This window comes from Streptomyces sp. NPDC059900, assembly GCF_050270335.1.
Taxonomy (GTDB): Bacteria; Actinomycetota; Actinomycetes; order Streptomycetales; family Streptomycetaceae; genus Streptomyces.
Map to the genome: position 1 here is coordinate 1 of NZ_JBNNJZ010000082.1, position 23,456 is coordinate 23,456.

The window sequence follows — 23,456 nt, forward strand, 5'->3', positions numbered from 1 at the left end:
GTCTACTGTCTCTCCGAAGCGCCGTCGGCCGAGGCGGTCCAGCGCATTCACGAACGTGCCGGCCACCCGGCCGACGAGGTCCACCCCGTCCCGCTGGCGGTCTGAACCACCTACGGACAGCGCACGGACACGAAGAAGGCCCGGCCCGCTTTCGCGGACCGGGCCTTGATCATTCAGGGTGAGTGACGGGACTTGAACCCGCGGCCACCTGGACCACAACCAGGTGCTCTACCAACTGAGCTACACCCACCATGTCCGGTCGTTTTTCTTTCTTCCGACCGGCCGAGAAAAAGTGTACAGGGTCCGAAGGGGTGCTCGCGCACGCCTTTTCCGGACCCCGTACACGACCCCGTACACAGAGGGTCCGCGCAGGCTAATCCGCAGGCAGCACGTGCTTGGCCGCGATCGTTTTCGCGGTGTCCGAGTCCGGCCCCGGCTGCGGCACGAAGATCGCCTCGCGGTAGTAGCGCAGCTCGGCGATGGACTCGCGGATGTCCGCCAGCGCCCGGTGGTTGCCGTTCTTGTCCGGGCTGTTGAAGTACGCCCTGGGGTACCAGCGCCGGGCGAGCTCCTTGATCGAGGAGACGTCGACGATGCGGTAGTGGAGGTACTCCTCCAGCGTCCCCATGTCGCGCAGCAGGAAGCCCCGGTCGGTGCCGACCGAGTTCCCGCAGAGCGGAGCCTTGCGCGGCTCCTTGACGTGCTCACGTACGTACGCGAGGACCTGCGCCTCGGCGTCGGCCAGCGTCGTGCCGCCGGCCAGCTCGTCGAGGAGCCCCGAGGTGGTGTGCATTTTGCGCACCACCTCGGGCATGGTCTCCAGCGCCGCGTCCGGCGGGCGGATCACGATGTCCACACCTTCGCCGAGCACGTTCAGTTCCGAGTCGGTGACCAGTGCGGCCACCTCGATAAGTGCGTCATCCGCCAGCGAGAGCCCGGTCATCTCGCAGTCGATCCACACCATGCGATCGTTCATGCGTCTTACCCTACGGCGCACTCCTCTGGCCGGGCAGTGGCGGACGGCCTGGCGCGTACAGATCCGAGTACGGCTTTCCCAGATCCGCCGGCATCGAGGTCGAAGGACCGAGCGCACTGGCGGCCGCCGTACGCCGGGTCTGCGACGGGACGGGCCCGCCCCCCTCGGTGTTCACCGCCGGTGCGGCGGTGACGGGCGCCGGGGATTCCAGCAGGGCCCGCTCACCCCCCTGCGGCCTGCGGGCGCGGTAAGCGGCCCGGTAGGCAGCGGGCGAAGAGCCCAGCTGGCGGCGGAAGTGGCCGCGCAGGGCCACGGGCGAGCGGAAGCCGCAGCGGCCCGCGACCTCGTCGACGGAGTAGTCGGAGGTCTCGAGCAGCCGCTGTGCCTGCAGTACGCGCTGAGTGATCAGCCACTGCAGGGGAGCGCTCCCGGTGAGCGAGCGGAACCTTCGGTCGAAGGTGCGCCTGCTCATGTACGCGCGCGCGGCCAGGGTCTCCACGTCGAACTGCTCGTGGAGATGCTCCAGGGCCCAGGCGACGACCTCGGCGAGCGGGTCGGCGCCGATCTCCTCTGGTAAAGACCTGTCGAGATAGCGCTCCTGGCCGCCGGCCCGGCGCGGAGGCACGACGAGCCTGCGGGCGAGCGCGCCCGCCGCTTCGTTGCCGTGGTCCGTCCGCACGATGTGCAGGCACAGATCAATTCCGGCCGCGGTCCCCGCGCTCGTGAGCACGTCTCCGTCGTCGACGAAGAGCTCACGCGGGTCCACGTGGACCGACGGATAGCGCTTGGCCAGCGTCGGCGCGTACATCCAGTGCGTGGTCGCGGGGCGGCCGTCGAGCAGGCCGGCCGCCGCGAGCACGAAGGCCCCGGTGCACAGGCCCACGATGCGGGCGCCCTCTTCGTGTGCGCGGCGCAGCGCGTCGAGTGCTTCCGGCGGCGGCGGCGATGTGATCGACCGCCAGGCCGGCACCACGACGGTGCCCGCGCGCCCTATGGCATCAAGGCCGTGCGGCGCGGTGAGTTCGAGCCCCCCGGTCGTACGCAGCGGCCCCTCTTCACCGGCGCAGACAAGCAGCCGGTAACGCGGGACCCCGGCGTCCTGCCGGTCGATCCCGAACACGGAGAGCGGTATGGAGCTCTCGAAGATGGGGCCACCGCTGAACAGCAGCACCGCGACAATCTCCCTGCGGCGGCGTCCGGAAAGCTTGCGCGACGCGGCTTCTTGCACGGCAGTGGAGTCGTGGCTCATGGTGCTAAGCCCCCCTCGGTCGTCGCGGCTCCCTGTTCTTGGCCTGTTCTGTTTTTGCTTTGACTTCTGCGGTCTCTGCGTTCCCGGCGCTCTTGGCGTTCCTGTCGGACCTGTCGCTCCTGCACGTTTCCCCTCGGTCCTCCACCAGTCCCCCGCCGTAATACAGTCATGATCGAATCTACTGCGTCCCGTGCTGCCGGGGTGACCAGTTAAGGACCCGGCACTATGTCGACATGGCAACTTGGCGTGAAGCAGTCGATCACGAAGCGTTGCACTCACGGGCGTTGCTGGGAAGTGCGCCTCAGCTCCGTGGCCGGTCCCCGTAGGGTTCAGGCGGCCTCCACATGCCTTTCAGCCCTGGTGGGACCGGGGTTGGGTACCCCTTCGGCCAAGGAATGCATGGCCATAGGAAGTTGGCTGAAAAGTAACGGGGGAGTACGCGCGAATCGGTCAGTCCCCCGGCGCAGACCCACCAGCATGCCGACCGCCCCTGTGCGCCCCCGCGCCCGTCCGGCCGTGCCGTCCGCGACGGTCGTCGTCCGGCTTCGCGCCCTGCTCCTCGACCAGCCGCGCCGTCCCCCGCTCCGACTGCCGCAGGAGCAGCCGGCAGACGCCCGTCACGGCCACGAGACCCAGGGCCGAGCCCGCGGCCCCGGCCAGCGACGTCCCGTAGCCCACCAGGACGACGGGGACCAGGACACAGCTGAAGGCGGCCCAGCGCACGACATCGCTCACCGGGTCCTGCGCGGGCGCGGGAGGCGGCCCCTCGGCGCGGGGCGCCGGGACAGCGCCGCGCGGACGCTCGTGCGCCCCCTGCGGCGTGCGGCGGCGGCTCTGCACCGTGGCGCGCGAGGAGGGCGTGACGTGTGAGGAGACGGACGGCGGTCCAGGCACGGCGGGCTCCCTGTGGCGGTGGCGTACCGGAGTTCAACGCGTGGTCGCCCGGCCGGTCACTGGCGTGGACCCGGTGGGCGGGGGCAGGCCACGCGGGTGGGTGCCCAAACCACCTGTAGGAGGCAGCAACCATTGCCATACGGGCGCCGCTCATGCATGCTCCGGTGAACGCCGTGAGGCTCCCGCAGGGCCGACAGCAAGCTCTGGGCAGGAGAGGAGTGTCGCCGTACCCTTGGGGGTATGGGGTTGGGAAGATGATTCCCGGACACAGCTCCGGTGGTCGTCGCCGCTCCTCCTCGTCCCTGCCCGCTCCTGTCTGATCTGTCCGACCCGCTCCCCACGGAGCCGTACGACCCGAACAGAGCCGACCCTCCCACAGAGGACTCCTTCGCCGAGACACCCATGGCCGGTCACGAATTCTCCGAACCTCCAGCGGACCGCAAGCGGCAGGTCGCCGATCCCACGGCGACCCCCCGGGCGGCGGAAGAACCACGTCACTCCTGCGATCCGGCCTTCCGGCACGGGGTCGTCGTCGGTTTCGACGGCTCGACCTCCAGTGAGCGCGCTCTCTCGTACGCGATCGGGATGGCCCATCGCTCCGGGTCCGGGCTGATCATCGTGCATGTCGCCAACAGACTCCCCACCACGGTGTGGGCGGGCTGCGAGCCGCCGGTCTTCGTCGACGTGCCGGACCACCGCACGGAAGTGCTCGGCCTCGAGCTGGCCTGTGCGGACTATCTGGCCGAGGTGCCGTGGATCCTCGTCGAGCGCGGCGGCGACATCTGCCACGAACTCGAAGAGGTCGGCCGCGAGTACTCCGCGGACGCCATCGTCGTCGGATCGACGCACGGGATCGTGGGGCGCATCTTCGGCTCGGTCGCGGGCCGGCTCGCGCGCCGTGCGCAACGGCCCGTGGTGGTCATTCCGTAACGTCCCTTTGTCCCAGGTGGGGCGAGTGTGGCGTGGCGTCAACTTCCTTGCCGTGTAGATAAATCTACTCGTGCGTACAGGTGGGTTGTGCCCTTGTGAAGGGTACGTACTAGTGACACGACAACCTGCCGACCGTGGAGTGACGGCCACCGGCTGAGGCAGGCGCGGGTCGGGGGAATGGGCGCCCCCGCCCCTTGAAGAACGACCCCTCGCGCGTTTGGTGGCACGCACGAGGGGTCGTTCATGTCCGGGCTGCGGTGACTACTCCACCGTGACGGACTTGGCGAGGTTGCGGGGCTTGTCGATGTCCCGGCCCAGGGCCAAGGCCGTGTGGTAGGCGAGCAGTTGCAGCGGGATGCCCATCAGGATCGGGTCGAGCTCGTTCTCGTTCTTCGGGACGAGGATGGTCTGGTCGGCCTTCTCCTGCTCCTGGTGCGCGACCGCGAGGATCTTGCCGCTGCGGGCCTTGATCTCCTCCAGGGCGGCGCGGTTCTTCTCCAGGAGGTCGTCGTCGGGGACGATCGCGACCGTGGGGAGCGCCGGCTCGATGAGGGCGAGCGGGCCGTGCTTGAGCTCGGAGGCGGGGTAGGCCTCGGCGTGGATGTACGAGACCTCCTTGAGCTTGAGGGAGGCCTCGCGGGCGACGGGGTAGCCGCGTACGCGCCCGATGAAGAGCATCGAACGGGCGTCCGCGTACTGCTTGGCGATCTTCTTGATCTCGTCCTCCTGCTTGAGGATCTCCGAGATCTGGCCGGGCAGCTTGCGCAGGCCCTCGATGATCCGCTTGCCGTCGGAGACCGACAGGTCACGGATGCGGCCCAGGTGCAGGGCGAGCAGGCCGAAGGCCACGGTGGTGTTGGTGAAGCACTTGGTCGAGACGACGCAGACCTCGGGGCCCGCGTGGACGTACACGCCCGCGTCCGCCTCACGGGCGATCGCCGAGCCGACGACGTTCACGACGCCGAGGACGCGGGCGCCCTTGCGCTTGAGCTCCTGGACGGCGGCGAGCACGTCGTAGGTCTCGCCGGACTGGGAGACCGCGATGTAGAGGGTGTCGGGGTCCACGACCGGGTTGCGGTAGCGGAACTCGGACGCGGGCTCCGCGTCGGCGGGGATGCGGGCCAGCTCCTCGATCATCTGGGCGCCGATCATGCCCGCGTGGTACGAGGTGCCGCAGCCCAGGATCTTGACGCGGCGCACCTTGCGGGCGTCGTGCGCGTCGAGGTTCAGGCCGCCGAGGTGCACGGTGGAGAAGCGGTCGTCGATGCGGCCGCGAAGGACCCGGTCCACCGCGTCGGGCTGCTCGAAGATCTCCTTGTGCATGTACGTGTCGTGGCCGCCCATGTCGTACGACTCCGCCTCCCACTCCACGGTGGTCGGCGAGGCGGTCGTGCGGGAGCCCTCGGTGGTGTACGTGCGGTAGTCGTCGGCCTTGATGGTGGCCATCTCGCCGTCGTCGAGGGTGACGACCTGGCGGGTGTGCGAGACGAGCGCGGCGACGTCCGAGGCGACGAACATCTCCTTCTCGCCGATGCCGAGGACGACGGGGGAGCCGTTGCGGGCGACGACGATGCGGTCGTTGAAGTCGGCGTGCAGGACGGCGATGCCGTACGTGCCCTCGACGTGGCGCAGGGCCTCGCGGACCTTCTCCTCCAGCTTGTCCGCCTGCGAGCGGGCGATGAGGTGGGTCAGGACCTCGGTGTCGGTCTCGGAGAGGAACTCGACGCCGTCGGCGGAGAGCTTGGCGCGCAGCTCGGAGGCGTTGTCGATGATGCCGTTGTGGACGACGGCGACCTTGTCGTCGCCGGACATGTGCGGGTGGGCGTTCTCGTCGGAGGGGGCGCCGTGGGTGGCCCAGCGGGTGTGGGCGATGCCGGTGGTGCCCTTGAAGCGGGCGGGCACCTTGGCCTCCAGGTCGCGGACGCGGCCCTTGGCCTTGACCATCTTCAGGCCCGACGCCTTGGGGCTGGTGATGACGACGCCCGCGGAGTCGTAGCCGCGGTACTCCAGGCGCTGGAGACCTTCGAGGAGGAGGGGGGCCACGTCACGCTTGCCGATATAACCGACGATTCCACACATAGAGGGTTTCCTAGCCGTAGATGATGCGGCGCAACTGCCGGAGCGTGAGCCCGGGCGGCGCGACCGCGCGGTATTCGAGGTCCGCCGAGATCTGTTCGAAGATCGCCGCGTTCAGCAGGCCCTGACCCTGCAGCTCGCGGTGGCGGCGACGGACGAACTCTTCGGTCGTCTCGTCGAAGTAGGCGAGCACGTCCTGGATGACCCGCAGCGCTTCGCCCCGCTGGAGCGGGGTGCTGCGGGTCAGGTGGTCCACCAGGTCGTCGTGCATTCGTTGATCCTGAGGGAATAGCCGCCCGGGTGCAACAATCCTGCCCGGAATCGGGCAGGGTCGCGGCGAAAATAAGCCCCGGCGGCTTACACGGGCCTCGAATCGCCCTCCGTGTGCTCCAGGAGTGCCCCTACATGCGCTTCAGGATCGCCTGCTTGGCGAGGGAGAACTCCTCGTCGGTGAGTATCCCGGCCTTGTGCAGTTCGCCCAGCTCACGCAGCCGGCGCAGCAGCGCGTCGTGATCGTCCTCGGCGGGCGCCGGCGCGGGAGCGCCAGCCGCGGCCAGGGCGGCCGGGGCCTCGGCGGACTCCGCGGGGCCCGGCGCGCCCGCCGGATGCGGAAGGCGGACCTGCACGGCCGCCGCGACCAGCGCCATCAGCGGGTCCTTCTTGAAGCCCCACAGCTCGACGGAGTTCGGGTCGTACTTCGGCGGGGCCTTGGTGGGGGAGTGCCGCACGGTGAAGCGGAGGTAGCCGTTCTCCAGGCCCACCGCGGGCTGCCACTCCACCGCCGCGACATCGGCGAGGGCCAGCATGCGCGTGCCGGACGCCGACTTCGCCTCCTCCGTCTTCCAGTTCCACTCCAGGCGGATGTGCTCGCCGTCGAAGCTCGCCGTGCCGTCCCCCGCCGACACCGAGAGCGGCACCGAAGGCCCGGGGAGGAGATAGCTGTCGCAGGACGCGGGCGGCACCTGCTCGATGAGGAGCGCGTTGCGGACCTCGTCCACGACGTACTCCGCGACCCCGTAGCGGTCCGACTCCACCGACAGCTGGTACGGGTCCTCCGCTTCCCCCAGCTTGCCGCCGGCAGCCTGCAGCAAGGGGTCCGCGCCGTCCCGCAGACGCAGCCTCAGCCGCCCCGTCTTCTTGCCCTGTTCGAAGGCGATGCCCGCCAGTGCGGCCAGCGGCACGGCCAGTTCTCCCAGCGACTTGCGCAGCAGAGACACGTTCTTGTCGCGTCCCGGCACAAGGCGCAGCGTCTCTCCGTCGAAGGTCCAGGTCCCGTCGCGCTGGATGATTTCCGCCATGCGACGATTCTTCCATCGGAGGGCGGCCGAAGTGGTCTACACCCTTGACCCGCCACGGGGTGCAGGGTACGCATGGTGACCGTTCGATTGCGTTGCACCACAGTGACGGCCCGTCGAAGGGACCCGCTCGTGAGACAGCACCACAGATCGACCCGTCTGTTCGGCTCGCTGCTGCTCGTCGCCGCGGCCGGATTCTCGTCCGTGGCCGCTGTGCCCGGCGGCGGCAGCGGCGCGAAGGAGGCAGCCACGGCCACCACCCCGACCCCGCTCGGCCAGGTCATTCCGGCCCCGGCGTCCGCCGACCCCGGCGGCTCCCCGTACGAGATCAGCTCCAAGACCCGCATCCGGGTCGACGACTCGCGCGACGCGCACCGCATCGGCAGCTATCTGGCAGACGTCCTGCGCCCCTCCACCGGATACTCCCTGAAGGTCACCGACGACGGGGGCCGCGACGGCATCCGGCTGCGCCTCGACTCCAAGGACAAGTCCCTGGGCGAGGAGGGCTACCGCCTGGAGTCGAAGCGCGGTTCCGTCACCATCACGGCCCGCAAGGCCGCGGGGCTCTTCTACGGCGTCCAGACGCTGCGCCAGCAACTGCCCGCCGCCGCCGAGAAGAAGACGAAGCAGAAGGGTCCCTGGCTGGTCGCGGGCGGCACCATCGAGGACTCGCCCCGCTACGAACACCGCGGCGCGATGCTCGACGTGTCGCGGCACTTCTTCTCGGTCGACAAGGTCAAGCGTTACATCGACCAGATGTCGCTCTACAAGGTCAACAAGCTGCACCTGCACCTGAGCGACGACCAGGGCTGGCGCATCGCCATCGACTCCTGGCCCAGGCTCGCCACGTACGGCGGCTCCACGCAGGTCGGCGGCGGCCAGGGCGGCTACTACACGAAGGCCCAGTACAAGGACATCGTCAAGTACGCGGCATCGCGGCAGCTCGAAGTGATCCCCGAGATCGACATGCCGGGTCACACGAATGCCGCACTGGCCTCGTACGCCGAGCTGAACTGCGACGGCGTCGCGCCGCCGCTCTACACCGGCACCGAGGTCGGCTTCAGCTCGCTGTGCGTGAACAAGGGCGTCACGTACGACTTCGTGGACGACGTCATCCGCGAGATCGCCGCCCTGACACCCGGCAAGTACATCCACATCGGCGGTGACGAGGCGCACTCCACCAGCCACGAGGACTATGTGACCTTCATGAACAAGGTCCAGCCCGTGGTCGCCAAGTACGGCAAGACCGTGGTCGGCTGGCACCAGCTGACCGGCGCCACGCCCGCCAAGGGCGCCCTCGCGCAGTACTGGGGCTACGACGCCACCGGCGCCGCCGAGCGCGAGCAGGTGGTGAACGCGGCGAAGAAGGGCACCAAGCTGGTCCTCTCGCCCGCCGACCGCTCGTACCTCGACATGAAGTACGACAAGGACACCCCGCTCGGCCTGTCCTGGGCGGGCTACGTCTCGGTGCAGCGCAGCTACGACTGGAATCCGGGGACGTACCTCGCGGGCGCGCCCGCGGACTCGATCCAGGGTGTCGAGGCGGAGCTGTGGTCGGAGACGCTCTCGACCTCCGCGCACATCGAGTACATGGCGTTCCCGCGCCTTCCCGGCATCGCCGAGCTCGGCTGGTCGCCCGCCTCGACGCACGACTGGAACACGTACAAGCAGCGGCTCGCCGAACAGGGGCCGCGCTGGGACGCCCTGGGCATCGGGTACTACAAGTCGCCCGAGGTGCCCTGGCCGTCGAAGTAGCGCACGCCTGAGCACGAGAGCGGGGCTCCCGGGGACCGTCCCGGGAGCCCCGCTCGGCTAATGGGGGTGTGCCTACGCGATCGGGTTCCTCAGCGTCCCGACCAGTTGCAGCGCGCCCGCCGGATCGGCGAGGTCCACCATCTGTTCGTTGTCCCGCAGCTGGAGCCGGTTCAGGCAGGACCGGGCGAACTCCGGGGCGAACATGTCGTACTGCTTGAACTTGTCGGCCAGCTGGGGCGTGGCCTCCTGGTAGGTCGTCACGCACTCGGCGACGGCGTTCCAGAACGTCTCCTCGTCCACCAGGCCCTCGGTGACGAGGTTCGCGGACAGGAAGCGGAAGAAGCAGTCGAAGACGTCCGTGAAGATCGACAGGAGCTTCTGGTCGTCGGGGACCTCGACCCGCAGCCGCTCGACCGCGGGCGGCAGGACCGCGTCCGGGTCCATGACCGCGATCTCCTCGGCGATGTCCTTGAAGATCGCCCGCTGTACGACGCCGTCCTTGAGGACCAGGATGACGTTCTCGCCGTGCGGCATGTAGACGAGGTCGTACATGTAGAAGCTGTGAAGGAGCGGCGTCAGGTAGGCGTGCAGATAGCCGCGCAGCCACTCGGCGGGGGTGAGGCCCGAGCGCTCGATGAGGGCGCCCGCGAAGGACGCGCCCTCCAGGTCCGTGTGCAGCAGCGAGGCCATGGTGGCCAGCTGCTCGCCCTCCCCGAGGGACGGTACGGGGCTCTCGCGCCACAGGGCCGCGAGCATTTTGCGGTACGGGGAGTAGTGGTCGGTCGCGGCCTCGTACTCCAGGTGGCGGTAGCCGACGGCCGCGCGCTCGCGGATGATCGTGAGGCCGGTCTGCTTCAGGGTCTCGTCGGTGTCGATGAGGTTCGCGAGCCAGTCGTTGATCGCCGGGGTCGCCTCCATGTACGCGGCGGAGAGCCCGCGCATGAAGCCCATGTTGATGACCGAGAGGGCCGTTTTGACGTAGTGCTTGGCCGGCTCGCTCTTGTTGAAGAAGGTACGGATCGACTGCTGGGCCAGGTACTCGTCGTCGCCCTCGCCCAGGCAGACCAGGTGCCGCTGGGCGACCTCCGCCGCGAAGGTCACGGAGAGCTTGTTCCACCACTGCCAGGGGTGGGCCGGGATCAGGAGGTAGTCCTCGGGGTCCAGGCCCTGGTCACGGAGTTTGCGGTCGAAGCGGTCCAGGGTCTCCTGGCCGAGCTCGGCCCGCAGGAACGATTCGTAGTCGATGCCCGCGCCCGCGGTGAACGCGGCCCGCTCCTTGCTTGCGGCCAGCCACACCAGGCGTACGGGGCTCGCGGTCTCGGGAGCGTACGAGAGGTACTCGTGCACCCCGAAGCCGAGCCGGCCGTTGTTGGCGACGAAGCAGGGGTGGCCCTCGGTCATGCCGGTCTCGATCTCCTGGAAGCCGGAGCGGGAGAGCTCGGCGGCCGGGATCGCGGGCTTGGTCAGTTTGTAGCAGGTGCCGGAGAGGGTGGAGGAGATCTCCTCCAGGTAGACCGGCAGGATCTCGTCGCTCAGGCCGAGCGCCGTGCGCAGCTCGATGAAGAAGTCGAGCGCGTTCAGGGGGAGTTCGGTGCCGTCGCGGTGCCGGGATATCGAGTCGGCGTCGACCTGCCAGTGGTCGAGACGCAGGCGCTTGGCGGTGAAGCGGTAGCGCGTGAGGGCGTCGTCGCTGCGGATGACGTATTTGTCCTCGCCGAGCGGCTCCGGGGTGAGCAGCCGTTCGTGGGAGAACTCGGCGACGGCTTTGCGGATGAGGAGGCGGTTGGCCTGCTCCCAGCGCTCGGGGGAGAGGTGCGCCGTTGCGTCGGACAGGGTCATATCGCCGATTCCCTTTCGCGTACTGCTGTTTCGAACTGTTCGCGGGTGCAGAAGCTCAGCAGAGCTCTTTTCTCCGGCTTCTGGATGACTTGGGAGGCGCGGAACCCGACGGCTTCGTTGAGGGCGTGCACCGCCGTGTTGTCGATGTCGGGTTCGACGACCACGCGCGCGGTCGCCGGGTCGGCGAAGAGCGTCGCCATGACCTTGGTGATCACGTCCCGGGTGAAGCCGGGTATGCGGACGTCGGACGGCGCGGTCAGGAAGTGCATGCCGACATCGCCGGGCTCGGGTTCGTAGAGGCCGACCAGTTCGACGTACCGGGGGTCGTACCGCTCCATGAGGAAGGCGGGCACGCCCTGGTACAGGCCGATGAACGCGTCGTGGTGCTCGTGGGCGGCGATCGCCATGTACTCGCGCTCGACGTCCGGGAGCGTCGCCTCCTGCATCATCCAGAACGAGGCCTTGGGGTGGGTCACCCAGCCGTGCAGGAGTTCCGCGTCCTTCAGCGGATCGAGGGGGCGCAGGGTGAGGTCCGGGGTGTCGGTCATACGGAGAACTCCTGGAACGCGATGGACTTCTCGACGGGGTAGTACTCCGCGCCGAGCAGTTCACCGATGATGTACGCGTTGCGGTAGGGGCCCATGCCCAGGTCCGGGCTGGTCAGGGAGTGGGCGTGCACGGCACCGTTCTGCAGGAAGATGCCGCGTCCCGTGGTGTCGATCGAGTAGTTGCGGGCGACCTCGAAGCGGCCGCGGCCGTCCCAGTTGATGCGCTCGCGCACCGGCTCAAGGAAGTCGGGCGTCGTGTACTGGTAGCCGGTGGCCAGGATCAGGCCCTCGGACTCGAGATCGAAGTCCTTGCCCTGCTCGTCCTGGCGCAGGCCCAGGGTGTAGGTGCCGTTCTCGTACCGGGCGCTCTGCAACGAGGAGTTGGTGAGCAGCCGCGTCGGCACCGGACCGCCGAGGTTCTTCTGGTAGAGCAGGTCGAAGATGTCGTTGATCAGGTCGCCGTCGATGCCCTTGAAGAGCGTCTTCTGCTGGTCCTGGAGGCGGTAGCGGGTCGCTTCCGGCAGCGCGTGGAAGTAGTCGACGTACTCCGGAGAGGTCATCTCAAGCGTCAGCTTGGTGTACTCCAGGGGGAAGAAGCGCGGCGAGCGCGTCACCCAGTTGAGCTTGTAGCCGTGGACGTCGATCTCGCTCAGGAGGTCCTGGTAGATCTCGGCGGCGGACTGGCCGCTGCCGACGAGCGTGATCGACTCCTTGCGCTGGAGCTCCGCCTTGCTCTGGAGATAGCGGCTGTTGTGGATGAAGTCCCCGCCGAGGTCCGCGCACGACTCGGGGATGTGCGGCGGGGTGCCGGTCCCCAGGACGAGATGGCGGGCGCGCAGGGTGTCGCCGGCGGAGGTGTGCACGACGTACAGGTCGTCGGCGTACGTCACCTCGGTCACCGTCGTGCTGAAGCGGACCGAGGAGAGCTTCGCGGCGGCCCAGCGGCAGTAGTCGTTGTACTCGGTGCGCAGGGGGTAGAAGTTCTCGCGTATGTAGAACGAGTAGAGGCGCCCGGCTTCCTTCAGGTAGTTGAGGAAGGAGTAGGGCGAGGTCGGGTCCGCGAGGGTGACGAGGTCCGACATGAACGGGGTCTGGAGGTGAGCGCCCTCCAGGAACATGCCCGAGTGCCACTCGAAGTCCGGCTTGGACTCCAGGAAGAGGCCGTTCAGTTCGGCTATGGGCTCGGTCAGACAGGCGAGGCCGAGGTTGAAGGGGCCAAGGCCGATACCGATGAAGTCCAGAGGTTCCACCGGGTCCACCGATTCCAGTGGTTCTCGGTGGTCAGGAAGCGCGGTCAAGGGTCTCTCCCAGGTACTGCTCGGCGTGGCCGGCGATCAGATCGAGGACGGCCGTGATGTCGGCGACCGTGGTCTCGGGGTTGAGCAGGGTGAACTTGAGGTACTGGCGTTCGCCGACCTTGGTGCCCGCGACGACGGCGTCACCGGAGGCGAAAAGCGCCTTGCGGGCGTAGAGGTTGGCGCGGTCGATCGCGGTCGGGTCGCAGATCGACTCGGGGATGTAGCGGAAGACGAGGGTGGAGAGCTGGGGCTCCACGACGACGTCGTAGCGCGGGTCGGCGGCCAGCAGTCGCCAGCCCTCGTCCGCCATGTCGCAGACGGAGTCGAAGAGCTCGCCGATGGCGTCGGCGCCCATCACGCGCAGCGTCATCCACAGCTTGAGGGCGTCGAAGCGCCGCGTCGTCTGCAGGGACTTGTCGACCTGGTTGGGGATGCGCTCCTGCACCATGCGGCGCGGGTTGAGGTACTCCGCGTGGTACGTCGCGTGGCTCAGCGTCGTCCGGTCGCGGACCAGCACGGCGGAGGAGCTCACCGGCTGGAAGAAGGACTTGTGGTAGTCCACGGTCACCGAGTCGGCGCGGTCGATGCCGTCGAGGAGGTGGCGGTTCTTCAGCGAGGCGAGGAGCCCGCAGCCGTAGGCCGCGTCGACGTGCATCCAGGTGCCGTACTGCTCGCAGAGCCCGGCGATCTCGGGGAGCGGGTCTATGGAGCCGAAGTCGGTGGTGCCCGCCGTGGCGACGACCGCCATGGGGGTGAGGTCGTTGTCGCGGCAGCGCTCCAGTTCGCGGGCGAGTGCCACGGTCTGCATGCGCTTGTCGTGATCGGTGGGGATGACGATCACGGCGTCCTCGCCGAGGCCGAGCAGCGTCGCGGCCTTCTGGATGCTGAAGTGGCCGACCTCGGAGGCGAAGATGCGCAGTTCGGAGGCGGACTTTCCGGCCTTGGCCGCCTCCTCGCGGGCGAGCAGCATGGCCTGGAGGTTGGACTGCGAGCCGCCGCTGGTGAACACGCCGTCGGCGGCCGGGCCGAGCCCGATGCGTTCGGTGGTCCAGTCGATGAGACGGCGCTCGATCAGTGTGCCGCCCGCTGATTGATCCCAGGTGTCGAGGGAAGAGTTGACGGCGGAGAGCACCGCCTCGCCGAGCACGGCCGGAATGACGACCGGGCAGTTGAGGTGCGCGAGATAGCGCGGGTGGTGGAAGTACACGGCGTCGCGCAGGTAGAGCTCGTCGAGCTCGTCCAGGGCGGCGATGGTGTCGTGCAGGGGCTCGTCCAGGTCGACGGCCTCGATGCGGGGCGCGAGTTCGTCGACGGAGACGCCGGTGAAAGGGCGTGAGGTGGTGGCGATTCTGGCCGCCACCCGCTCGACTCCTTCGGTCACGGAGCTGCGGTAACGCTCCGCGGTGGTGTCGTTGAGCAGGTGCGAGCGCATGAACTTCCTCGGGGTGAGGGGACTTGGGGGAAGTGAGGCAAGCCTAACCTAACTTCCTCTGTCTTAAACCCAGGGGGTCCCCTTGGTCACCAAGAGGCAGAAAAACGGAACAGCCCTCTCCGGAATGCGGAGAGGGCTGTGCCATTGGGCTGTGCTGTAGGGCCGTGGCGTGCGGGCCTCGGGCGAAGGGTCAGCTGACCTTCTTGGCCTTCTCGATGGCGTCGGCGAGGTCCTCGAGGATCGGGGCGCACTTGTCGTACGAGTAGATGGGCTCGGTGACGCGGGGGATGACCTGGCCGGCCTTGACCGCGGGCAGCTTCGCCCAGGTCGGCTTGGACTTGTCCAGGGCGGCGGGCTGGAGGGCCGAGGTGCGGTTGTCCATCATGATGACGTCCGCGCCGTGCTTGTTGACGTTCTCCCAGCTCAGGTTCTCGAACCAGCCGCCGCTCTCCTTCTTGGCGGCCTCGGACGGCTCGACGAAGTTCACGCCCAGGGACTTGAAGTACTCCAGGTCGGCGGAGAGGTTCGTGCCGGAGACATAGAAGATGTCCTGGCTGGCCGAGCCGACCATGACCTTGATGTCCTTGTTCGCCTTGGCGACCTTGCGCAGGCGCTCGGCGGCGGCCTCGAAGCGCTTCTTCGCCTTGACGACCTTCTCGGCCTTCACGTCCGCGCCGAGCGACTCGGCCAGCGAGAGCAGGCGCTGGAGGGGCTGGGTCATCTGGCGGTCGTAGACGCTGATGCCGGCGCTCGGGGCGAGCTTGAGGATCTTGTCCTTGCTCTCCTCGGGGACGTACCAGAGAGTGCCGGCGTCGTCGAACATCGTGGAGACGAGGAGGTCGGGGGCGAGGCCCGCGTACTTCTCGATGTTGAACTGACCCCATTCGTTGCCGATGATCGTCAGCTTGCTGATGTCCATGTCGCCGGCCTGGACGTCCGCCTTGCCGTCCTTGGTCTTCGTCGGGCCGAAGACGCCCTTGACCTCGACTCCGTAGTCGAAGAGGGCGGCGGCGACGCCGGTGAAGGCGACGATGTTCTTCGGGGTGCCCTTGCTCTTGGCGGTCGTGCCCCGGTCGTCCTTGAAGCTCCAGGGGCCGGAGTCACCGGAGTCCGCCGCGCCCGAGCCGTCCTTCTTCTCGTCGCCGCAGGCTGCCAGCAGGGCGGTGAGGCCGAGGGCGCCGCCGGCGGCGAGGATGCCGCGGCGGGAGGGCTGGGGGAAGCGGGCGTTCGGCATGAGGTCTCTGCTTTCGTGAGGACGGTGGCGAGCGGCCACTGGCCGGAATCAGCGCTTAGGCTAACCTAACCTAAGCGGAAGTCCAGTGGCCGTTCGCGGTCGCCTTCCCGACGCGGGAGCGGTTATCCGGCGGTTGCCCGGGCCGTCCCGGTGAGCCCCGTTACCCCGCGAAGCCCAGCTCCCTGGCGATCAGCATGCGCTGCACCTCGCTGGTGCCCTCGCCGATCTCCAGGATCTTGGAGTCCCGCCACATCCGGGCCACCGGATACTCGTTCATGAAGCCGTACCCGCCGTGGATCTGTGTGGCCTCGCGGGCGTTGTCGACGGCGACCGTGGAGGAGTAGAGCTTCGCGATCGCCGCCTCCTTCTTGAAGGGCTCCCCGCCGACGAGGCGCGAGGCCGCGTCCCGCCAGCCGACCCGTGCCATGTGCGCCCGCATCTCCATGTCGGCGATCTTGAACTGGATCGCCTGGTTCGCCCCGATCGGCTTGCCGAAGGCGTGCCGCTCCTTGGCGTACTTCACGGACTCGTCGACGCAGCCCTGCGCGAGGCCGGTCGCGAGCGCGGAGATGGCGACCCGGCCCTCGTCGAGAATCCGGAGGAACTGGGCATATCCCCGGCCCTCTTCGCCGAGGAGGTTCGCGGCCGGGACCCGGACGTCCGAGAAGGAGAGCTCGCGGGTGTCCGAGGCGTTCCAGCCGACCTTCGAGTACGGGGCGGCGACCGTGAACCCGGGCGTCCCGGACGGCACGATGATCGAGGAGATCAGCGGACGGCCGTCGGCCTTGCGGCCGGTGACCGCGGTGACCGTCACCAGGCCCGTGATGTCCGTGCCGGAGTTGGTGATGAAGCACTTGGAGCCGTTGATCACCCACTCGTCGCCGTCCCGCACCGCGGTCGTGCGGGTGCCGCCCGCGTCCGAGCCGCCGTCCGGCTCGGTCAGGCCGAAGGCGCCGAGCAGTTCCCCGGAACACAGCCGGGGCAGCCACTCCTGCTTCTGCTCGTCCGTACCGAAGAGGTGGATCGGCATGGCGCCCAGCGAGACGCCCGCCTCCAGGGTGATCGCCACGGAGGAGTCGACCCGCGCCAGCTCTTCGAGCGCGATACCGAGGGCGAGATAGTCACCGCCCATGCCGCCGTACTCCTCGGGGAAGGGCAGGCCGAACAGGCCCATGCGGCCCATCTCGCGGACGATCTCGTACGGGAACTCGTGGCGCTCGTAGAGGTCGCCGATCTTCGGGGCGACGACTTCGTGCGCGAACTCCTCGACCGTGCGGCGGAGTTCCTCGTGCTCGGGGGACAGACGGTGGTCCATCGTTCTTCACTGCTCCTGGTGGGAGGTGCCCGTCAGGGCACGGACGGTGCGGGACGGGCTGGGTCGGCCCAGTTGTTCGGCCATCCACGCGCTGGTGGCGCTGAGACGGCCGAGATCGACGCCGGTCTCGATGCCGAGGCCGTCGAGCATCCATACGAGGTCTTCGGTGGCGAGGTTGCCGGTGGCGCTCTTCGCGTACGGACAGCCGCCGAGGCCGCCCGCCGACGCGTCGACCGTGCGCACGCCGTGCTGGAGGGCGGCGAGGGTGTTGGCGAGCGCCTGGCCGTACGTGTCGTGGAAGTGCACGCCGATGCGGTCCGTCGGCACGCCCTCCTCGTTCAACTCGGCCAGGAGGGACAGGACATGGCCCGGTGTGGCCACGCCGATGGTGTCGCCGAGGCTCAGCTCGTCGCAGCCCATGTCCATCAGGGCCTTCGCCGTGCGGACCACCTGCGTGACGGGCACCGCGCCCTCCCACGGGTCGCCGAAGCACATCGAGAGATAGCCCCGCACATGCGCCTTCTGCTCGCGTGCGCGGGCCACGACCGGCTCCGACATCGCCAGGGCCTCGGCCATCGTGCGGTTGAGGTTGGCCTTGGCGAAGGACTCCGTGGCGCTGACGAAGACCGCGATGCTGCGGGCGCCGAGCGCCAGGGCGCGGTCGAGGCCGCGGTCGTTCGGGACCAGGACGGGGAGCTGGGCCTTCTTGTCCCGCTCCAGGTCCTGGACGAGCGGGAACAGCTGCTCGGAGTCGGCCAGTTGGGGCACCCACTTGGGGTGCACGAAGCTGGTCGCCTCGACGGTCGTGAGGCCCGCGGCGGCGAGGCGGCGGATGAACTCCGCCTTGATCTCCGTGGGGACGACCGCTTTCTCGTTCTGCAGGCCGTCCCGTGCGCCCACCTCGTAGATACGGACGCGGGGCGGGAGGTCCTGGGTGGGGACGACCATGGGCAGTGCGCGGGGCCGGGTGTCGGTGGTCATTCCTTGTCTCCCTCCGCGTCTCCCTCCGCCTCGTCCGGGATCACCACGGCCAGGACCTGGTCCATGGCGACGGTCGCGCCCGGTGTGACGTCGAGTTCGCTGACGGTGCCCGCGTGCGGGGCGGAGATGACGTGCTCCATCTTCATGGCCTCCACCACGAGGAGGCTCTGCCCCTGCGCCACGTGATCGCCGGTGGACACCTTGACGACCGTGACGGTGCCGGGCATGGGGGCGGTCAGGGCGTCGGCCCCGGCGTGGGCGGCGCCCGTGAGGCCGGCCTCCACGGGGTCGTGGTCCTGGACGTGCCAGGCGTCGCCGTCCCTGCCCAGCCAGTCGGCGGCGCGGTGGAAGGTGTGGGTGAGGCCGTCCACGTGGACCGTGACGCGGCCGGGCTCCACCGTGCGCGGGCCCTCGCCCGCGATGTGCGCGACGGGCTCGTGCCCCGGCACCCTCAGGTGGTGCGTCAGCGGGGCGGGGGTGCCGCCCATGCGCCAGCCGTGCGGGACCGAGAACGGGTCGCGCCAGCCCTCGCCGGCGGGCTCCAGGGCGGCGGCGCGGACGGCCGCCGCGGCTTCGTACACCTCGGCGGGTACTCCTTCGGGGACCAGGCCCTCTGCCTCGCGCTCCACCAGGCCCGTGTCCAACTCGCCTGCGGCCACCGCCGGATGGGCGAGGAGCCGGCGCAGGAAGCCCGCGTTGGTCGGCACTCCCAGGGTGACCGTCTCCGCCAGGGCGGCGCGCAGCTTGCGCAGGGCGGTGGGGCGGTCGGGGCCGTACGCGATGACCTTCGACAGCATCGGGTCGTACAGACTGCCGATCTCCGTGCCCTCGCTCAGCCCGGAGTCGGTGCGCACGCCGTCGCCCTGCGGCTCGCGCAGGGCGAGGACCGTGCCGCCGGACGGCAGGAAGCCGCGCGAAGGGTCCTCGGCGCAGATCCGGGCCTCGATCGCGTGCCCGGTGAGCGTGATGTCCTGCTGCCCGTACGGCAGTTCCTCCCCGGCGGCGACCCGCAGCTGCCACTCCACCAGGTCGATGCCGGTGATCAGCTCCGTGACCGGGTGTTCCACCTGGAGCCGGGTGTTCATCTCCATGAAGTAGTACGAGGACGGGTCCTTGCCCGGCACGATGAACTCCACCGTGCCCGCGCCCGCATACCCGCAGGAGCGGGCCGCCTGGACGGCCGCCTCGCCCATCGACGCGCGCGTGGCCTCGTCGAGCAGGACGCTGGGCGCCTCCTCGATGATCTTCTGGTGGCGGCGCTGGAGCGAACACTCGCGCTCCCCGAGGTGGATCACGTTCCCATGGCCGTCCGCGAGGACCTGGATCTCGATGTGCCGGGGGCGGTCGATCCACCGCTCCACGAGCAGCGTGTCGTCGCCGAAGGAGGAGCGCGCCTCGCGACGCGCGGCGGCGATCTCGTCCGCGAGCAGGGCGGCGTCCCGCACGAGCCGCATGCCCTTGCCGCCGCCGCCCGCAGAGGGCTTGAGCAGCACCGGCATGCCGATTTCGCGGGCGGCGTCGGCCAGTTGGGCGTCGGTCAGGCCGCTGCCCGAGGAGCCGGGGACGACGGGGACCCCGGCCGCCTGCACCGTCTCCTTGGCGCGGATCTTGTCGCCCATCAGGTCGATCGCAGAAGCGGGCGGCCCGATGAAGACGAGGCCCGCGTCCGTGCAGGCCTGCGCGAACTCGGCGTTCTCCGCGAGGAAGCCGTACCCCGGATGGACCGCCTGCGCGCCGCTGCGGGCCGCCGCTTCGAGCAGCCGCTCGGCCGAGAGATAGCTCTCGGAGGCCGGTGCGGGGCCCAGGCGCACGGCCGTGTCCGCTTCCCGTACGTGCCGGGCGTCCGCGTCCGCGTCGCTGAACACGGCGACCGAGCGCACGCCGAGCGCCCGCAGCGTCCGGATCACGCGGACCGCGATCTCGCCCCTGTTGGCGACCAGAACCGTGTCGAACATCGTCCCTCTCCTGGAACTGCTTGAACTCCCGGAATCCATGGCCTTCCTGGCATCGGTCACGTCCGCCTCACATCCGGAAGACGCCGAAGCCGGGCTCGCCCAGCGGGGCCTCGGCGCAGGCGGTCAGGGCGAGGCCGAGGACCTGCCGGGTCTCCATGGGGTCGATCACGCCGTCGTCCCACAGCCGCGCGGTGGCGTAATAGGCGTTGCCCTGCGCTTCGTACTGGGCGCGGACCGGGTCCTTGAAGGCCTGCTCGTCCGCGTCCGACCACTCCTCGCCCCGCGCCTCGATCTGGTCGCGCTTGACGGTCGCGAGGACCGACGCGGCCTGCTCGCCGCCCATCACGGAGATCTTGGCGTTCGGCCACATCCACAGGAAGCGGGGGGAGTAGGCCCGGCCGCACATGGAGTAGTTCCCCGCTCCGTACGAACCGCCGATCACGACCGTCAGCTTCGGTACGCGCGCGCAGGCCACCGCCGTGACCATTTTGGCGCCGTGCTTGGCGATGCCGCCCGCCTCATAGTCCCGGCCGACCATGAAGCCGGAGATGTTCTGGAGGAAGACCAGGGGGATGCCGCGCTGGTCGCACAGCTCGATGAAGTGCGCGCCCTTCTGGGCGGACTCGGAGAACAGGATGCCGTTGTTCGCGATGATGCCGACCGGGTGGCCGTGGAGGTGGGCGAAGCCCGTGACCAGCGTCGTGCCGTACTCCGCCTTGAATTCGGCGAAGCGGGAGCCGTCGACCACGCGCGCGATGACCTCGCGGACGTCATAGGGGGTGCGGGAGTCCGTCGGCACCGCTCCATAGAGGCCCAGCGGATCGACCTTCGGCTCCTCGACCGGCTGGACGGTCCAGGGGAGTTCGGCGCGCCCGGGGAGCGTGGAGACGATGGTCCGCACGATCCGCAGCGCGTGCGCGTCGTCCTCCGCGAGGTGGTCCGTCACTCCGGAGACCCGCGAGTGCACCTCGCCGCCGCCCAGCTCCTCGGCCGTCACGACCTCGCCGGTCGCCGCCTTCACCAGGGGCGGGCCGCCGAGGAAGATCGTGCCCTGACCGCGGACGATGACCGCTTCGTCGCTCATCGCGGGGACATACGCCCCGCCCGCCGTGCACGAGCCGAGCACGGCCGCGATCTGCGGGATGCCCGCCCCGGACATCCGCGCCTGGTTGTAGAAGATCCGCCCGAAGTGCTCGCGGTCCGGGAAGACGTCGTCCTGCATGGGCAGGAAGGCGCCGCCCGAGTCCACCAGATACAGGCAGGGGAGGCGGTTCTCCAGCGCGACCTCCTGGGCGCGCAGATGCTTCTTCACCGTCATGGGGTAGTACGTCCCGCCCTTGACGGTGGCGTCATTGGCCACGATCACGCAGGTGCGCCCGGAGACCCGGCCGATCCCCGCGATGACTCCGGCGGCCGGTGCGTCCCCGCCGTACAGCCCGTCGGCCGCGAGCGGTGCCAGCTCCAGGAAGGGCGAACCGGGGTCGAGCACGCCGTCCACGCGGTCGCGGGGCAGCAGCTTGCCGCGCGCGACGTGACGGGCGCGGGCCCGCTCGCCGCCGCCGAGCCTGGCCGCCGCGAGCTTGGCCCGCAGGTCTTCGACGAGGGCGGTGTGCGCCGCCTCGTTCGTCCGCCATGCTTCGGACGCGGGATCAGCCGCGCTCGTCAGCACCGGTGCCTGCACCATCAGTCGAGCCCCCTTGCTCGGTTAATGAGCGTTAACGCGTTTCCTTCAGGTTAACGAGCGCTAACCGCCCTGTCTAGAATTGATTCCATGGCCACCAGAACCGACGCCCCCACCCGGCGCGAGCAAATCCTCAAGGAAGCCGCCCGGCTCTTCGCCGAGCGCGGGTTCCACGGAGTCGGAGTGGACGAGATAGGGGCGGCCGTCGGCATCAGCGGGCCCGGCCTCTACCGCCACTTCGCGGGCAAGGACGCGATGCTCGCCGAGTTGCTCGTCGGCATCAGCGGGCAGCTCCTGACCGGCGGCAAGCGGTGCGTGGCCGACGTGGACGGGTCGCCGGAGCAGGTGCTCGACGCCCTGATCGAGGGGCACATCGACTTCGCCCTGAACGACCGCTCCCTGATCACCCTGCACGACCGCGAGCTCGACCGGCTGCGGGACACCGACCGCAAGCTGGTCCGCCAGCTCCAGCGGCAGTACGTGGAGATCTGGGTCGACGTGGTGCGCAAGGTCTACCCGGACCTCGCCGAGAACGCCGCGCGCGTGTGCGTGCACGCCGTCTTCGGGCTGCTCAACTCCACGCCGCACCTGAGCAGGCGCGACGTGCTGCCCAGCCGGACGGCCATGGCGGAGCTGTTGCACGGCCTTGCCCGAGGGGCGTTCGCGGCCGCCGTGGCGTGACGGGAGTGACAGGGCTTCTCTCTGGACGGCCCGGTGACCGGCGGGTAACGTTTGTCTGAGCAAGCGCTTAGTCGTGTTCTGTCTGCGTGTGTCTGCTTGCTGCCCGCCCGAGCCTGGTGTCGTACCGAAGGAGTCCCCCCGTGCGCCGTACCGTTTTCAATGAGGACCACGAGGCGTTCCGGGAGACCCTGCGCGCCTTCATCGAGGCCGAGGTCGTCCCGGTCCACGAGGAGTGGTTCGCGGCGGGCCAGGTGCCGCGCGAGTTCTACTACAAGCTGGCCGAGCTCGGCCTGTTCGGCATCAACGTCCCCGAGGAGTTCGGCGGCGCCGGCCTGGACACCCACAAGTTCGAGGCCATCCAGTACGAGGAGACCGCCCGCGCGGGCGTCACCTTCGGCGGCTCCGGCGTCCACGTCCTGCTCGCCCTGCCCTACATCAAGGCGCTCGCCACCGACGAGCAGAAGAAGCGCTACCTCGAGAAGTTCGTCTCCGCCGAGGAGATGTGGGCCCTCGCGATGACCGAGCCGGGCACCGGCTCCGACCTCGCGGGCATGAAGAGCACGGCCAAGCTCTCCGAGGACGGCACGCACTACGTCCTCAACGGCTCCAAGACCTTCATCACCGGCGGCGTGCACGCCGACCGCGTGATCGTCTGCGCCCGCACCTCCGCGCCCACCGCCGAGGACCGCCGTTACGGCATCTCCCTCTTCGCCGTCGACACCAAGTCCGAGGGCTACTCCATCGGCCGCAAGCTCGACAAGCTCGGCCTGAAGACCTCCGACACCGCCGAGCTCGCGTTCGTCGACGTCAAGGTCCCCGTCGAGGACCTCCTCGGCGAGGAGAACAAGGGCTTCTACTACCTCGGCAGCAACCTCCCCTCCGAGCGCTGGGGCATCGCCTACGGCGCGTACGCGCAGGCCAAGGCCGCCGTCCGGTTCGCCAAGGAGTACGTCCAGGACCGCACGGTCTTCGGCAAGACGGTCGCCTCCTTCCAGAACACCAAGTTCGAGCTGGCCGCCTGCCAGGCCGAGGTGGACGCCGCCGAGGCCGTCGCCGACCGCGCCCTGGAGGCCCTGGACGCGGGCGAGCTGACCGCAGCCGAGGCCGCGTCCGCGAAGCTGTTCAACACCGAGGTCGCCCACCGCGTCATCGACAAGTGCCTCCAGCTGCACGGCGGCTACGGCTTCATGAACGAGTACCCCATCGCCCGCCTGTACGCGGACAACCGCGTCAACCGCATCTACGGCGGCACCAGCGAGGTCATGAAGATGATCATCGCCAAGAACATGGGCCTGTAAAGAACGCCCTGTAGAACTG

Annotated in this window: 20 protein-coding genes and 1 tRNA gene; 5 read left to right on the forward strand and 16 right to left on the reverse strand. The window is 69.2% G+C overall.

What is annotated here, in order from left to right:
* A partial coding sequence (locus ACQKIP_RS14795; protein ID WP_427743132.1) for a nickel-binding protein occupies positions 1-105 on the forward strand: 105 nt, incomplete at its 5' end.
* 72 nt (positions 106-177) lie between these two features.
* On the opposite strand, the gene ACQKIP_RS14800 is transcribed toward ACQKIP_RS14795, so the two are convergent.
* The 4 genes from ACQKIP_RS14800 to ACQKIP_RS14815 all read right to left on the reverse strand — a co-directional run bounded on the left by ACQKIP_RS14800 (position 178) and on the right by ACQKIP_RS14815 (position 2,960).
* Positions 178-250: transfer RNA gene (locus ACQKIP_RS14800), tRNA-His, on the reverse strand.
* A gap of 123 nt (positions 251-373) precedes the next feature.
* The gene (gene orn, locus ACQKIP_RS14805) at positions 374-976 is read right to left on the reverse strand and encodes an oligoribonuclease (RefSeq protein WP_365857541.1); all 603 of its coding nucleotides are present in this window, start codon (positions 974-976) and stop codon (positions 374-376) included.
* Positions 977-986: 10 nt separating this feature from the next.
* Positions 987-2,225: a GlxA family transcriptional regulator gene (locus ACQKIP_RS14810; protein ID WP_365857543.1), complete on the reverse strand. Its 1,239-nt coding sequence runs from the start codon at positions 2,223-2,225 to the stop codon at positions 987-989.
* A gap of 450 nt (positions 2,226-2,675) precedes the next feature.
* Positions 2,676-2,960: a hypothetical protein gene (locus ACQKIP_RS14815; protein ID WP_365858014.1), complete on the reverse strand. Its 285-nt coding sequence runs from the start codon at positions 2,958-2,960 to the stop codon at positions 2,676-2,678.
* 561 nt (positions 2,961-3,521) lie between these two features.
* Between ACQKIP_RS14815 and ACQKIP_RS14820 the strand changes: the two genes are divergently transcribed.
* Complete coding sequence (locus ACQKIP_RS14820) at positions 3,522-4,049, forward strand: universal stress protein (RefSeq protein ID WP_365857545.1); 528 nt, start codon at positions 3,522-3,524, stop codon at positions 4,047-4,049.
* A 261-nt stretch (positions 4,050-4,310) separates the two neighbouring features.
* Here the strand turns inward: ACQKIP_RS14820 and glmS are convergent, their stop codons facing one another.
* The 3 genes from glmS to ACQKIP_RS14835 all read right to left on the reverse strand — a co-directional run bounded on the left by glmS (position 4,311) and on the right by ACQKIP_RS14835 (position 7,423).
* Complete coding sequence (glmS, locus tag ACQKIP_RS14825) at positions 4,311-6,128, reverse strand: glutamine--fructose-6-phosphate transaminase (isomerizing) (RefSeq protein WP_361186402.1); 1,818 nt, start codon at positions 6,126-6,128, stop codon at positions 4,311-4,313.
* 10 nt (positions 6,129-6,138) lie between these two features.
* Positions 6,139-6,396: a hypothetical protein gene (locus ACQKIP_RS14830; protein ID WP_365857548.1), complete on the reverse strand. Its 258-nt coding sequence runs from the start codon at positions 6,394-6,396 to the stop codon at positions 6,139-6,141.
* A gap of 130 nt (positions 6,397-6,526) precedes the next feature.
* Positions 6,527-7,423 (reverse strand): DUF4429 domain-containing protein, encoded by an 897-nt coding sequence (locus ACQKIP_RS14835; RefSeq protein WP_365857550.1) that lies wholly within the window; start codon positions 7,421-7,423, stop codon positions 6,527-6,529.
* Between the two features lie 129 nt (positions 7,424-7,552).
* Between ACQKIP_RS14835 and ACQKIP_RS14840 the strand changes: the two genes are divergently transcribed.
* On the forward strand, positions 7,553-9,175 hold the full coding sequence (locus tag ACQKIP_RS14840; RefSeq protein WP_365857552.1) for a beta-N-acetylhexosaminidase: 1,623 nt from the start codon (positions 7,553-7,555) through the stop codon (positions 9,173-9,175).
* A gap of 72 nt (positions 9,176-9,247) precedes the next feature.
* Here the strand turns inward: ACQKIP_RS14840 and ACQKIP_RS14845 are convergent, their stop codons facing one another.
* From ACQKIP_RS14845 to ACQKIP_RS14885, 9 genes are all read right to left on the reverse strand, one after another.
* Positions 9,248-11,014: an IucA/IucC family protein gene (locus ACQKIP_RS14845; RefSeq protein ID WP_365857554.1), complete on the reverse strand. Its 1,767-nt coding sequence runs from the start codon at positions 11,012-11,014 to the stop codon at positions 9,248-9,250.
* Entirely contained in the window at positions 11,011-11,562 is a 552-nt protein-coding gene (locus ACQKIP_RS14850) for a GNAT family N-acetyltransferase (protein ID WP_365857556.1), read from the reverse strand. The genes ACQKIP_RS14845 and ACQKIP_RS14850 overlap by 4 nt, the downstream gene beginning before the upstream one ends.
* Positions 11,559-12,860 carry a lysine N(6)-hydroxylase/L-ornithine N(5)-oxygenase family protein gene (locus ACQKIP_RS14855; RefSeq protein WP_427743128.1) on the reverse strand — a complete coding sequence of 434 codons (1,302 nt, stop codon included), beginning with the start codon at positions 12,858-12,860 and terminating at the stop codon, positions 11,559-11,561. The genes ACQKIP_RS14850 and ACQKIP_RS14855 overlap by 4 nt, the downstream gene beginning before the upstream one ends.
* Positions 12,844-14,292, reverse strand: coding sequence for a pyridoxal phosphate-dependent decarboxylase family protein (locus ACQKIP_RS14860; protein WP_365857558.1), 1,449 nt, complete (start codon positions 14,290-14,292; stop codon positions 12,844-12,846). Before ACQKIP_RS14860 ends, ACQKIP_RS14855 begins: the two co-directional genes overlap by 17 nt.
* Before the next feature lie 190 nt (positions 14,293-14,482).
* Positions 14,483-15,526: an ABC transporter substrate-binding protein gene (locus ACQKIP_RS14865; RefSeq protein ID WP_361387920.1), complete on the reverse strand. Its 1,044-nt coding sequence runs from the start codon at positions 15,524-15,526 to the stop codon at positions 14,483-14,485.
* A gap of 160 nt (positions 15,527-15,686) precedes the next feature.
* Positions 15,687-16,841: an acyl-CoA dehydrogenase family protein gene (locus tag ACQKIP_RS14870; RefSeq protein ID WP_365857560.1), complete on the reverse strand. Its 1,155-nt coding sequence runs from the start codon at positions 16,839-16,841 to the stop codon at positions 15,687-15,689.
* Positions 16,842-16,847: 6 nt separating this feature from the next.
* Positions 16,848-17,822: a hydroxymethylglutaryl-CoA lyase gene (locus ACQKIP_RS14875; RefSeq protein WP_365857562.1), complete on the reverse strand. Its 975-nt coding sequence runs from the start codon at positions 17,820-17,822 to the stop codon at positions 16,848-16,850.
* Entirely contained in the window at positions 17,819-19,777 is a 1,959-nt protein-coding gene (locus ACQKIP_RS14880; RefSeq protein WP_365857564.1) for an acetyl/propionyl/methylcrotonyl-CoA carboxylase subunit alpha, read from the reverse strand. The genes ACQKIP_RS14875 and ACQKIP_RS14880 overlap by 4 nt, the downstream gene beginning before the upstream one ends.
* Before the next feature lie 67 nt (positions 19,778-19,844).
* Positions 19,845-21,461 (reverse strand): carboxyl transferase domain-containing protein, encoded by a 1,617-nt coding sequence (locus ACQKIP_RS14885; protein ID WP_365857566.1) that lies wholly within the window; start codon positions 21,459-21,461, stop codon positions 19,845-19,847.
* A gap of 87 nt (positions 21,462-21,548) precedes the next feature.
* Here ACQKIP_RS14885 and ACQKIP_RS14890 point away from each other — a divergent pair, with 87 nt between their 5' ends.
* Positions 21,549-22,139: an SACE_7040 family transcriptional regulator gene (locus ACQKIP_RS14890; protein ID WP_365857568.1), complete on the forward strand. Its 591-nt coding sequence runs from the start codon at positions 21,549-21,551 to the stop codon at positions 22,137-22,139.
* A 140-nt stretch (positions 22,140-22,279) separates the two neighbouring features.
* Positions 22,280-23,437 (forward strand): acyl-CoA dehydrogenase family protein, encoded by a 1,158-nt coding sequence (locus ACQKIP_RS14895; RefSeq protein WP_190080337.1) that lies wholly within the window; start codon positions 22,280-22,282, stop codon positions 23,435-23,437.
* The last annotated feature ends 19 nt before the right edge of the window (positions 23,438-23,456 follow it).

What these genes read in the sequence shown, in the direction of transcription:
- ACQKIP_RS14845 (WP_365857554.1), bottom strand. Translation starts at nt 11,014, where the DNA reads ATGACCCTGTCCGACGCAACGGCGCACCTCTCCCCCGAGCGCTGGGAG.
- ACQKIP_RS14835 (WP_365857550.1), bottom strand. Translation starts at nt 7,423, where the DNA reads ATGGCGGAAATCATCCAGCGCGACGGGACCTGGACCTTCGACGGAGAG.
- ACQKIP_RS14870 (WP_365857560.1), bottom strand. Translation starts at nt 16,841, where the DNA reads ATGGACCACCGTCTGTCCCCCGAGCACGAGGAACTCCGCCGCACGGTC.
- ACQKIP_RS14875 (WP_365857562.1), bottom strand. Translation starts at nt 17,822, where the DNA reads ATGACCACCGACACCCGGCCCCGCGCACTGCCCATGGTCGTCCCCACC.
- glmS (WP_361186402.1), bottom strand. Translation starts at nt 6,128, where the DNA reads ATGTGTGGAATCGTCGGTTATATCGGCAAGCGTGACGTGGCCCCCCTC.
- ACQKIP_RS14890 (WP_365857568.1), top strand. Translation starts at nt 21,549, where the DNA reads ATGGCCACCAGAACCGACGCCCCCACCCGGCGCGAGCAAATCCTCAAG.
- ACQKIP_RS14885 (WP_365857566.1), bottom strand. Translation starts at nt 21,461, where the DNA reads ATGGTGCAGGCACCGGTGCTGACGAGCGCGGCTGATCCCGCGTCCGAA.
- ACQKIP_RS14850 (WP_365857556.1), bottom strand. Translation starts at nt 11,562, where the DNA reads ATGACCGACACCCCGGACCTCACCCTGCGCCCCCTCGATCCGCTGAAG.
- orn (WP_365857541.1), bottom strand. Translation starts at nt 976, where the DNA reads ATGAACGATCGCATGGTGTGGATCGACTGCGAGATGACCGGGCTCTCG.
- ACQKIP_RS14830 (WP_365857548.1), bottom strand. Translation starts at nt 6,396, where the DNA reads ATGCACGACGACCTGGTGGACCACCTGACCCGCAGCACCCCGCTCCAG.
- ACQKIP_RS14860 (WP_365857558.1), bottom strand. Translation starts at nt 14,292, where the DNA reads ATGCGCTCGCACCTGCTCAACGACACCACCGCGGAGCGTTACCGCAGC.
- ACQKIP_RS14880 (WP_365857564.1), bottom strand. Translation starts at nt 19,777, where the DNA reads ATGTTCGACACGGTTCTGGTCGCCAACAGGGGCGAGATCGCGGTCCGC.
- ACQKIP_RS14810 (WP_365857543.1), bottom strand. Translation starts at nt 2,225, where the DNA reads ATGAGCCACGACTCCACTGCCGTGCAAGAAGCCGCGTCGCGCAAGCTT.
- ACQKIP_RS14820 (WP_365857545.1), top strand. Translation starts at nt 3,522, where the DNA reads ATGGCCGGTCACGAATTCTCCGAACCTCCAGCGGACCGCAAGCGGCAG.
- ACQKIP_RS14865 (WP_361387920.1), bottom strand. Translation starts at nt 15,526, where the DNA reads ATGCCGAACGCCCGCTTCCCCCAGCCCTCCCGCCGCGGCATCCTCGCC.